We start from the raw sequence: 10,972 nt of genomic DNA, 5'->3' as shown, positions 1-10,972 counted from the left end.
CTACTCCTTTTCCTCGTTTGTCTCTACTCTACGGACTGCACTGCGTCGATCCACCCGCTGCGCCCGGCGGGCACTGAGCCGGGCGTTCGCGTCGAGGACCAGGGACCTCGGCGAGTACTTTCCGCGCAGGCGCCCCCAGAATCCTACCGATGAACTCATCCCGGTGAGGTGTTCGTCCACCTGGTGCCAGTAGTCGGCCACCTGGGCCTCGGTCGGTTCCTCGTGTCCGAAGACCGCTGCGTCAGCCCGGCGGGCCAGCAGCACGGAACTGTCGGCGGTGTCGGGGAAATCGCCCCCGAGTGATCTCGCGTTCTCCCGGCGGGTGCCCTGCGGCGACGGACGCGCACCCAGGTCGGTGGCCAGGGAGATGACCTCGTTCCAGCCCCCGCTGACCCGGTCCCCGGGCCGGCCGCTCTGCTGGCGGCGCTTCCTGCGGCGCAGCTTCAGCAGGGCAATGACCAGCAGCGGCAGCAACAGGATCGCCACGGGGATCGCGATGTAGCCGATGACCGTCAGGATCGGCCCCCAGAAGGCCCAGAAGCCGTCCTTCGTGTCGTCGGCGTCCTGCGGGTCCGGAGCGGTTTCCGGGGGAAGCTTCGCATCATCCTGCGGCGGGGGCGGCGGCTGCAGCACCTGCGGCTGCGGCACCGACTGCGGTTCCTGCTGCGGCGGCGTCGGTTCCTTGTCCTTGTCCGGCGTCGGGGTGAAGGCCACCCAGCCGACGTTCTCGAAGTTGATTTCCACCCAGGCGTGCACGTCCGCGCCCGTGAGCTGCACGGTGCCCGACGGGTTGTACTTTTCCGGGTAGAAACCCATCACCACGCGGGCCGGCATGCCCTGGTCGCGGGCCATCAGCGCCATGGCGACCGCGTACTGCTCGTCGTCGCCGATCATCGCGTCGGCGTCCAGCAGGGCGGCGATCCGGGCGGCGCCGTGCCCGGACAGGCTCGGCACCTCGTTCTCCTTGCCGTTGGAGAAGTAGCCGGTCTCGTGCAGGATGCCTTCCATCGCCGCCGCCCGTTCCACTCCGGTGTCCCCGTCGCCGGCCATGTCTGCCGCCTTGCCGGAGACCACCTGCGGGACGTTGGCCAGCCGCGGCATGGTGATCTTGGAGAGGTCGAACGCCTGGAGCTGCTTCCTGTCGATCTGCACCGGGAACTCGACGTCCGCGGTGTATCGGTCCCCGCGCCGCAACCCGGTGGTGGACAGCGCGGTTTCGGCGTCGTCGTTGTAGAACAGCGAGCGGGAGAGATCGCCGGTGGGCTCCCCCTCCACATCCAGTCCCAGCAGTTTCCCGCCACCGGGGACCCAGACGCCGTCGTACCCTTCGATGGTGATGTCCAGCGTGCCGTGCGGGCGCCGCGGGTCATCGGCGGAGGAGGCGTTGACGTTGGATGCGTCGCCGACGGGGGTGAAGTTCCCGCCCGAGCGCGGGTCCACGTTGTAGACCAGCCCGTCGTAGGTGTCCAGGGCGGCGAGCCTGACGCGCTGGCCCTCCGGCAGTCCGGAGACCGAGAGCAGCGGTTCCTCCGTCTTGTCCTTGACGTAGGTGCGGAAACGCATCAGCGGGCTCGGGTAGTCGTAGAGGTCGATCGGGGGCACGACGGCGTCGCGCAGCACCTGGCGCTGTTCACCGGACTGCAGTGCCGGTGCGGCAAGGGCCGTCAGTCCACCGGCCACCACGAGCACGATCGCCCCCATCCCGACCCGGCGCAGGAGGCCGGCCCGCGCCAGCGAGGAGGCACCGCCGTCGTGCAGTGACTGCATTTCGGGGCCCACGGCCCGGTCCACCTGGCGGCGCCAGGCCAGCCAGCAGACCAGCGCCATGACCAGCAGCAGTCCGCGCACCAGCGGCAAGGGGACCTCGCGGGTGCCGAAGACGATGCCGACGATGAACATCGCCAGCACCGGGATGGTGCTCCAGAACGGTGAGCGCAGCCGCCAGGCCAGCAGCCCGGCCACCACGGCGGTGGCGTAGGCGCTGAGGAACGGCACCACCAGCATGCCGCCGCGGATGCCCACGGGCGGGGCGACGGTGAGCACGTCCTTCCAGGAGAGCACGACGCCGGCGAGCAGGGTGCGCAGGGATTCGAGAGTGGGCACGAAGCCGGCGATGGCCTCGGCGGGGGTGGCCAGGGCGGTGCCCAGCAGCAGGTAGATCCCGATGCCGATCCCGGCGGCCGGCAGGAACGCCAGCCGGTAGCGGACGATCGAATACGCCAACGCCAGGCCCAGCACGGCGCCGCCGATCCCGGCGATGAGGTAACGGGTGTTGCCGCCAAAGGCAGCGTGCAGACCGAGCACGCCCAGGATCAGGCAGGCCAGCAGGACGGCGGCGTCGATGGCGCGGCGTGCGGTGGGCAGGTGGGAGCGCAGGCTCCGGGTCGGCTGGTTCACGAGGCCACCTGGTGCAGGATGAGGGGAAGTTCGGCCAGGTCGCCGACCGTGAGGACCGTCAGGTCCCCGATGGTGGCGCGGGCCGGGGCCACGCCGGCGGCGCAGCGGATGGCGAACGCCCTGACCCCGACGGGGACGTGGGTGCTGGCCCGGCGGAGCTCGGACGGGGTGGCGACCGGACCGGTGACCAGGAAGAACACCGAGGCGTTGGGGACCGAGTCGGCGGTGGTGCGGGAGAGGTCCACCAGGTCGCTGCGGCGGGGCTTGCCCTGCACGCGGGTCAGGTCATCGAGCAGGTTCCGTCCGGTCTCGGTGCGCAGGGGGCCGGCCTGGGTGAGGACCGAGAGGTTGCGTTGTTCGCGCACCGCCTGCAGCCCGATGGAGGCGGCGACCGAGACGGCCAGCTCGAAGTCCTCCTCCGAGGTGTACTCGCCGGTGTTCGAGGACAGGGCGATGGCCAGATGGGAGCGGCGGGTCTCCTCGAATTGGCGGACCATCAGCTCCCCGGTGCGGGCGGTGGTCTTCCAGTGGATGTGCCGGCGGTCATCGCCGGGCACGTAGTCGCGCAGTGCGTGGAAGGAGACGTCCGAGGAGGACAGGTCGCGGGTGGGCTGGCCCTCCAGGTCGCGGATGAACCCGGAACTGGTGCCGCCCAGGGCGGTGGTGCGCGGGTGGACGTACAGGTCCTGGGCGTCGGTCCATTTCACCTGCCGGCGCAGCAGGCCGAAGGGATCCTGGCGGATGGAGCGGACCGGGCCGACCTGGATGACCGCACGGCGGTGCGTGGGGATGGTGAAGAGTTCGTCGTGGGTTCCCTCCGGGGCCAGCCGAGGGATCCTGAAGAACGCGGTGGAGGCGCCGACCGGCAGTTCCATGGAGACGGGCAGCAGGGCCTTGGAGGAGGCATTCTGCACTTCCATGCCGCCGACGGCCCGGTCCCCCACGGCCACCCGGGTGCGGTTCAGGTCAAGGGTCACCCGGTAGACCGAGCGGCCCAGGATGAACGCGATGGCCAGCAGCAGCAACAGGGCGCCGAGCAGGGCGGCGATCTTCGCCTCCTGCCAGCCGAAGATTCCTCCGAGCACCGCCAGGACGAGTACGACGGCGGCCAGCAGCCAGCCCAGGGGGCTGACGATCTCGGTGGCCGGTTCGATCCGGGTTCCCACCCAGGAGGACACGCGCTGCCCTGCCGGCTGGACCTCCAGGCGGATGAGCTTCACGAACTCTGCCGTCAACGAGGTGGGGTGCAGACGGGAGCGCTGGGTCGAGGCGGGCCGGCGGCGGGTACGCCGCTTGACCCAGGCCGCCGACGAGGCGCCCAGGGATCCGAGGTTCCGGCGTCGGGGCCGGTCCCGGGCGGTGGCGGAACGCCGACCGCTCTCCTGCGTGGGGGTGCTCATGCTGGGGTGGATACCTTCCGGCCGGGCCTAGGCGGTGGCGCCGGAGCGCTGCTGGGGTGCTGCGGTCTCGGCCAGGACGCGGCCGAGCACCGATTCGGGGGTGGCACCGGAGAACTCGGCCTCCGGGTCCATGACGAACCGGTGCGTCCACACGAAGGGTGCCAGTTCCTTGACGTCGTCCGGCAGCACGTAGTTGCGGCCCTCGGAGGCGGCCCAGACCTTCGCGGCGCGGACCATGGCCAGGGCACCACGGACCGAGACGCCCAGACGCGTTTCCGGTGCCTCGCGGGTCTGTTCGGTCAGCTCGGCAATGTAGTGCAGGACCGCGTCGTCCACGTGGGTGGTGGTGGCCAGATCGGCCATGTCCGCGATGGCGCCGGTGGTGATGATCGGCTTCAACGCCAGCGACCGGTCACGAGTCGAGGCGCCGGAGAGCAGGCGCACCGTGGATTCGCGGTCCGGGTAGCCGATGGAGGTCTTGATCAGGAAGCGGTCCAGCTGGGCCTCGGGCAGGCGGTAGGTACCCGCCTGCTCGATGGGGTTCTGCGTGGCAATGACCATGAACGGTCGATCCTGCGTGTAGGTCTTGCCGTCGACGCTGACGCGCGCCTCCTCCATGACCTCCAGCAGTGCCGACTGGGTCTTGGGTGAGGCGCGGTTGATCTCATCGGCCAGGACGATGTTCGCGAAGATCGGGCCCTGGTGGAACTCGAAGAGCTGGGTCTTCTGGTCGTAGATGGTGATGCCGGTGACGTCGGACGGCAACAGGTCGGGGGTGAACTGGATGCGCGAGTTGGAGCCCTGCACGGTGGCCGAGAGGGACCGGGCCAGCATGGTCTTGCCGGTTCCGGGGGCGTCCTCCAGCAGCACATGCCCCTCGGAGAGCATGGCCGTGAGGATCAGCTTGATCACGTCCTCCTTGCCGAGCACTGCCTGGCCGACATTGGCCACCAACTTTTCAAAGGTGCCGGCAAACCATTCGGCCTGGTCGTTGGTCATCTTCGTCGTCATCGTGTGTGTTCCTTGGGTCGTGGTGGGCAAGCGTGGAGGTGATGGGGCTTGAGCCTATTGGGTCGGCCACGTCGAGACATCGTCCGACCAGATCGTCATATTCCCCTTGGTGAGTTTGACCGTGAGTGGCATCGCGTCGCCTGCACCGTGATAGCAGGTCAATTGCTGGGCGCCCGATGTGCCCGAGGAGACGGTCGGGGAATAGGTGTTGAACTGGTGTTTGCGTCCATTGTTGTAGCAGTTTGCGTTCCACTCGCCCGCGTAGTCGCCGGTGAAATCGTTCAGCGTCACGGCAAGGTAGTAGCACTTGATGTCGCAATCGCCCTTTTCAACGTAGTCGCCGGAAGACAACTTCACCGAGGGGTTGGGTTTGGGTTTGGGGTTGGTCGTTTCCTTCATCGTCCAGGACTCCTTGTGGCCCACGGTGTCGGTCACTGTGATCGTCACCGACCGCGTCGCCGAGTACCCGATGCCGCCGAAGACCTTGTGACCGCTATTGGACGAGGTGTCGCCGGAAACAGAGACCGTTGCCCCGCGCCCGTTTTCATACTGTGCCTTGTCCGCAACCCAGTTGAAGGTCGCCGAATCGTCGTTGTGACTCGAGGAGCGGCCGCCGGGATCCTTGAGGGGACCGTAGGAGCTGGTGGAATTAGATCCCGAGCTGGGATCGCCGGCTCCGGCAGCATTGAGTGCACGAACCCGCCAAGAGTGGGAGGCACCGTTGGCATTCGTGGTGATGACGGCGCCCGGGCCGGAAATGGCCTGCCAGGCTCCACCGTCCGTGGAGTACTGGTACCCGGTGATGGCCGAGCCATTGGCTCCTGGCTTGGAGAAATTCAGTTGGACCTTGTTGTTGGCGCCGGTGGCCTTGGCCGTTGGCTTGCCGATCGCTTTCGGTCGGCCGTAGGGGGTCACCGCGGTGGACCTGCCACTCTCGGGCGAGGTACCGACCTTGTTCTTGGCGACCACAGAGAAACTGTAGGAGCCCGTCGTTTTCAGCCCGGTAACGGTCTGTTGTGTCTCTCCTGCGGAAGTAGAGATCGAGCGGACCGTCGAGCCGCCTTCAAGGACCTTGAGCGTGTAGCCCTGGATGGGCGCACCGTTGTCGCCAGGCGCGCTCCAGTTGACGTTGGCGACGCCACCGTTGACCGCGGATTGGGCACGTGTCGCGACCGGTGCCGCGGGCTGGAAGGGCTTGCCGGCGGGAATCACCGATGCCGAGTACGAGCTCCATGGCGAGGGCTTGTCCGCCTTGTTCACTGCCTGGACCCTGAACTGGTAGGAGACGCCGTTCTTCAGGCCCTTCCACGTGTGGCTGGTGCCGGTCACCCCGGACACCTGGCTGACGCCGGTGGCCGGTGCAGGAGAGATCTCCAGGTTGTAGCTGGTGACCGCTGAACCGCGGCTGACCGGTGCGGCCCACTTCACGCTGGCCTGTTCGTCGCCCGACGTACCCGTCGGTGCTCCCGGTTGCTCGGGTTCCACGTCGGGGCGGGCATCGGCCGAAGCAGCGGACGCCTCGGATTCGCCGACAGCGTTGGTCGCGGTGACCGTGAAGTTGTAGACGTGGTCGTTTTTCAACCCGGCGATCGTGCAGGTCGTCGTCTGGCAGGTCTGCTTCACACCGTCGCCGGCCACGGTGTAGGACTCGATGGGTGCACCGTTATTCGACGGAGCATCCCAACTGATCACCGCCTTGGAATCACCCGTTGACTCGACCAGGGGCAGACCCGGGGCGTCCGGCTTGCCCTTCACGTTCAGCGTGACGGTGCCGTTGACCTGGCGGTCGACGTCCTTGGTCACATCACCAATCGTGTACTGCACCGTCATCGTGCCGACGAATTTGCTGTCGGGCGTGATGGCGAGCTTGTCTCCGCGAATCTCTGCACCGCCGTCACCCTGCTGACCGGTGACGCCGACAATCTTCAGCGGGCCCTTTTCCGGGTACGGGTTGTGGTCATTGGCCAGCACATCCACTACCTCGGTCCGGCCCTGATGGGCCTCGGGGACGGAGTCCGCGACGGCCACGGGCAGTTCGCGCGTGGAAGCGAGCACGTTCAGGGCAATGTTGGCCGAGACCGGATCGCTGTGGCCATCGGTCACGGAAACCTTCACGGTTCCCTTCGTCCCCTTGGGCGTTTCCGCGTCCGCCTGGGCGGTGAGGATGTGGCCATCGGTCAGTCCGACCTTGACCCCCTCGACGTTCTGGTCCCCGACGGAGAACTTGAGCTTTCCGGCGTCGTCCGCATCGGGATCGCTGGCAATCTGCTTCAGGTCAAGACGTGCAGCATCTTCACCCTGGGCGACATCGAGGGAGTTGGATTGGATGGTCGGCGGCTTGTTGTCTTCCGGCCGCGGCAGCACCTTGATCGGGATCGAGAGCACGCTGGTGAGCCCGTCGCGGTCATCGGGTCCCGAACCATCGGTGACCTCCACGGTGACGGACGCGGGTCCGGAGTACTTCTTGTCCGACTTGAACGTGAGTTCCGTGGCCGACTTGACCAGTTCGCCGTCGTTGTCGGGAACCGACTTGACCTTGTTCTCGTCGGTCAGCCGGGGCTTGTGGCCGTCGCGGACCTGGACGAGGTCCCCGAGGTCGAGCTTGAGGGTCTCCCCCGCCATGATCTCGTGGGCCTTGTCGCTGCGCAGCAGCGGTCGGGCACCGCCGGCGCCGGGCACGATGGCGAAGGCCGTGGACTTCAGATCGTCCTGGTCGGTGATCGTGTAGGCGATGACCTGGGACTTGTCCCCGACCTTGACCTTGAGTTGGTTGTTGCCGGTCACGCTGGCAGAACCCGGCTTGTCCGGCAGCGAGATCTTCAGGTCATCGACCCGCCCGTCCGGGTCCTCGTCATTTTCGAGGATGGGCAGCGTGACGGTGTCCTTGCCGACAGTCTCCTGCAACGAGGCCCGGTCATCGCGGGCAATCGGGGCCAACAGCTTGGCTTCCGGATCGGCTTCCACGGTCAGCGTGGCACTGGCGGATCCGCCCCGGCCATCACTGATGTTGTAGCGGATGGACAGCGAGCCCTTTTGCTTGGGCGAGGTGACCTGGATGCGGCCGTTGACGACCTTCGCATCGACGCCGTCGGAGGCGCGCAGGTCATCGACCAGGGTGATCCGGTCCCCGTCGGAGTCGGTGTCGTTGGACATGACATCGACGGAGACGGGACGGTCGGGACGCACGGTAATGGAGTCGTTGACCGCTACTGGCGGATTGTTGGTTGAGGCCAACGGGGCCACGCCGACCATGACGGTGCCGGTGGCGCGGGCGCCCAACCGGTCCTCGACGACGTAGGAGAACACATCGGTTCCCGAGGCGGTGTTGCTGGCCGTGTACTCGATGGATGAGCCCTTGACCTTGGCCGAGCCGAGCTTCGGGGCACCGCCGAGCTGGACCAGGGTCACGGAGTCGCCGTCCGGGTCGATGCCGCCCAGCGGGACCTGGATGGCAGTGGTGCCACCGGCGAAGACACGGCCGGTGACCTGCTCGGGCGAGGGTGGGGCGTTGGAGGCCAGGTCGACGGGCTGGACGTGGAAGTTCACCCGCGCGTTGGCCTCTTGGCCATCGGGTCCCGCCACCGTGTACACCGCGGATACCGTGTGGGGCTTGCCGTCGAATTCACCGGCGCGGAAGCGCACGGTGTCATCGGCGACGCTGACCAGCGATCCGTCGCCGAGGCCGTCCGCTTCCTTCAGCTCGGGCCGCAACGTCAGTTCTGCCCCGTTGGGGTGCACATCGTTGTCGAGCACGTTCACCGTGGCCACGTCTCCGGCGCGCACCACCACGTCGTCGGGGTTCGGGCGCGGAGGATCCAGCTTCGGCGGAGCGGGAACGGGGATCACATTGATCTCACCGGTGGAGACCCCATTGCCGTTCGAGACCGTGTACTTCACCTTCGTCGGCTCGGTCAGTCCCCTGACGTCGGTGACGCGGACAAAACTATTGCGTTCCACGGAGACCGTGAACGGCGCATCCTTCGGAACGTCGGCACCGGTGAGCACCAGGACACCACCGGCCGGGTCGGAGTCGTTGCCCAGCACGTTGACCAGGACATCCTGGCCGGCCGGCAGCAGGGCGACGTCGCGCACTGCAACGGGATTGCCGGAGTTCTGCTCGGGATCCTTCACGTCGATGCGGATCAACCCGGGTGCACTGGCTGGACCATTGGTCGCCACGTACTTGGCATAGAACGTTCCGGTGCGTTGGCCCTTGATGGTGACGGTTCCCGTATCGGAATTGCCCTTCAGGTCCAGGCCATTCACCGATTCGACGTTGGCCAGCCGCAGTTCGGTGCCGCTGGGATCGGTGTCGTTCTCCAACGGGGAGAACGTCACTTCCTCGCCGATGTTCGCGGTCACGTGGTCCGTAGCGGTCACCGGAGGCGTCGCCGACTTGGCCAGGACCTCCACGATCACGCGGCCCTGGGCTCCTTCGCGACCATCGGACACCTGGACGGTGAGCTCCTTGCGGCCCACCTTCTTGCCGTTGTCCTGGAAGGTCAGTGCACCATCGGGACGGACCCGGACGACGTCCTTGTCCTCGCTGGACCCGCCGAGCAGCTGCAAGTCATCCCCGTCGGGATCCTTCCAGTCGCTGAGGATGTCCTGCGTGACGGACTCGCCCTGCTGCACGCGCAGGGTCGTCACCCGCTCCTGCGTCGGCTTGTGGTTCTCCCCCTTGGGCACCACCCGAACGCTGGCCGTGCCGGTGTCCTGGCCGCCGCGGCCGTCGTCGGCCTTGTAGGCGAACGAGGTCCGCCCGGTCGCATCGTCGGGCACCACCAGTTGGAAGCCGGTGCCATCGTGGATTTGCTGCAGGGTGCCGATCGAGGGCTGCTTGCCCTCCAGCGACGCGGTCAGCAGGTCACCATCCGGATCCACGTCGTTGAACAGGACGGGCAAGGCAGTGGTGCGCCCGGCCCGGACGCCGAAGGTATCGGGTTTGGTGATGGGCTTCTTGTTGTCCTTGGTCCGGTTGGGCAGTTCGATGGCGTCGGTGATCTCCTTGGAGTCCTCCTTCTTCGCCTCGCCCTTGCCCTTCGGCGGCTCCAGATCGCTCCAGTTGCTGACGATCTGCATGCCGTCGTTGACCAACCAGACCTGCCCGGAGGTCACGTCATTGAGCACGACGACGTCACGATTGACCCGGAATTCGAGCTCCGCGGTGCTGGGCATCTCCGGGACTTTTTGGGAAACGTCCTGGCCGTCGTCCTCGCAGTCCCGCAGGTACTCGGCACTTCCCTGCCACGCGGCATAGGTGCAATCCCCCACGCGTACCGGCTGGATCGGCGTCCCACTCGATTTCAGCGGAAGGTATTCCGCCTCCCCACCCTTCAGCGGAACGTTGGCCAGCTTGTTGCCCAGGGCGATGGCCACATGGTCGGCCTGCGGACCGGTGGCCTGGAGCTTGCCCCCGTTGGGGTCCACCACGGTGGAGGTCTTGCCGTCCGAGGTGATGACCGTGCCGGCACCCTCGTCAAAGAGGACTGCCGTGTCACCGACCACGGTGAGCTGGAGTTTGGCTCCGCTGGGGATGGAGTCGACGTGCTTGCGCGATTCCTCCGAGAAGCTGCCGTCGTCCTGACGCGTCCAGCTGATGAATTCCTGGGCGTCCACGTCGACCGCCCAGACCCTGTCGTCCTTGCCGACCGCGGTGAGGACCTTGCCCTTGGCATCGATCAACGGCGGGGAATCCTGCGAGGCGAAGCTGCCGAGCTCCTCGGTGGCGGTGGCGTAGACGATGCCGTGGTCGGCGTCGGCGACGGAGACCACGTCGGAACCGTAGGAGAACGACGAGTTGGCCGGGAGCGCGTTGTCATCGGCGAACTGGACCATGGCCGGGTCGATGGTCGTCAGGGCGCCCTGTTCGAGGTTGCGGACGAAGACCTTGTCGGCGTTTTGTTCCAGGTCGTAGCTGGGCAGCGGGGTCAGCACGCCGCCGTCGAGCACCTTGGACTGGTAGTTGAGGTGGCCCACCTTGTTGAGGGTCTTGTTGACCACCCAGACGCCGCCGTCGTTCAGATCGACGTCAGCGGTCTTGAAACCCGGGTAGATGATGGCCCCGGTGATGGCGAGGGCTGAGACGACCGATACCGCTGCCGCCTTGAAGCCCGTGCTTTTGCCCGGGCTCGCTCCCCATCGGGACATGTTCTGGTTTCCTC

General features: G+C 67.0%; 4 protein-coding genes. All 4 read right to left on the bottom strand.

What is annotated here, in order from left to right:
- The 4 genes from ABD088_RS13360 to ABD088_RS13345 are packed head-to-tail and all read right to left on the bottom strand — an operon-like array spanning position 1 to position 10,958.
- Positions 1-2,397, bottom strand: a complete 2,397-nt coding sequence (locus ABD088_RS13360) for a transglutaminase TgpA family protein (RefSeq protein ID WP_343902446.1) — start codon at positions 2,395-2,397, stop codon at positions 1-3.
- Complete coding sequence (locus ABD088_RS13355; RefSeq protein WP_343902445.1) at positions 2,394-3,797, bottom strand: DUF58 domain-containing protein; 1,404 nt, start codon at positions 3,795-3,797, stop codon at positions 2,394-2,396. The genes ABD088_RS13360 and ABD088_RS13355 overlap by 4 nt, the downstream gene beginning before the upstream one ends.
- Before the next feature lie 27 nt (positions 3,798-3,824).
- Positions 3,825-4,808 (bottom strand): AAA family ATPase, encoded by a 984-nt coding sequence (locus ABD088_RS13350; RefSeq protein WP_343902444.1) that lies wholly within the window; start codon positions 4,806-4,808, stop codon positions 3,825-3,827.
- 54 nt (positions 4,809-4,862) lie between these two features.
- Positions 4,863-10,958: an Ig-like domain-containing protein gene (locus ABD088_RS13345; RefSeq protein WP_343902443.1), complete on the bottom strand. Its 6,096-nt coding sequence runs from the start codon at positions 10,956-10,958 to the stop codon at positions 4,863-4,865.
- Between the last annotated feature and the right edge of the window lie 14 nt (positions 10,959-10,972).

The sequence above is a fragment of the Arthrobacter rhombi genome (genome assembly GCF_039526245.1).
GTDB lineage: Bacteria > Actinomycetota > Actinomycetes > Actinomycetales > Micrococcaceae > Arthrobacter_H > Arthrobacter_H rhombi.
The sequence above is the reverse complement of the archived record's forward strand: the minus strand, read 5'-3'. Positions and strand labels throughout refer to the sequence as shown.

Coding starts and splice junctions, on each gene's coding strand:
- ABD088_RS13355 (WP_343902445.1), bottom strand. CDS start 3,797: ATGAGCACCCCCACGCAGGAGAGCGGTCGGCGTTCCGCCACCGCCCGG.
- ABD088_RS13350 (WP_343902444.1), bottom strand. CDS start 4,808: ATGACGACGAAGATGACCAACGACCAGGCCGAATGGTTTGCCGGCACC.
- ABD088_RS13345 (WP_343902443.1), bottom strand. CDS start 10,958: ATGTCCCGATGGGGAGCGAGCCCGGGCAAAAGCACGGGCTTCAAGGCG.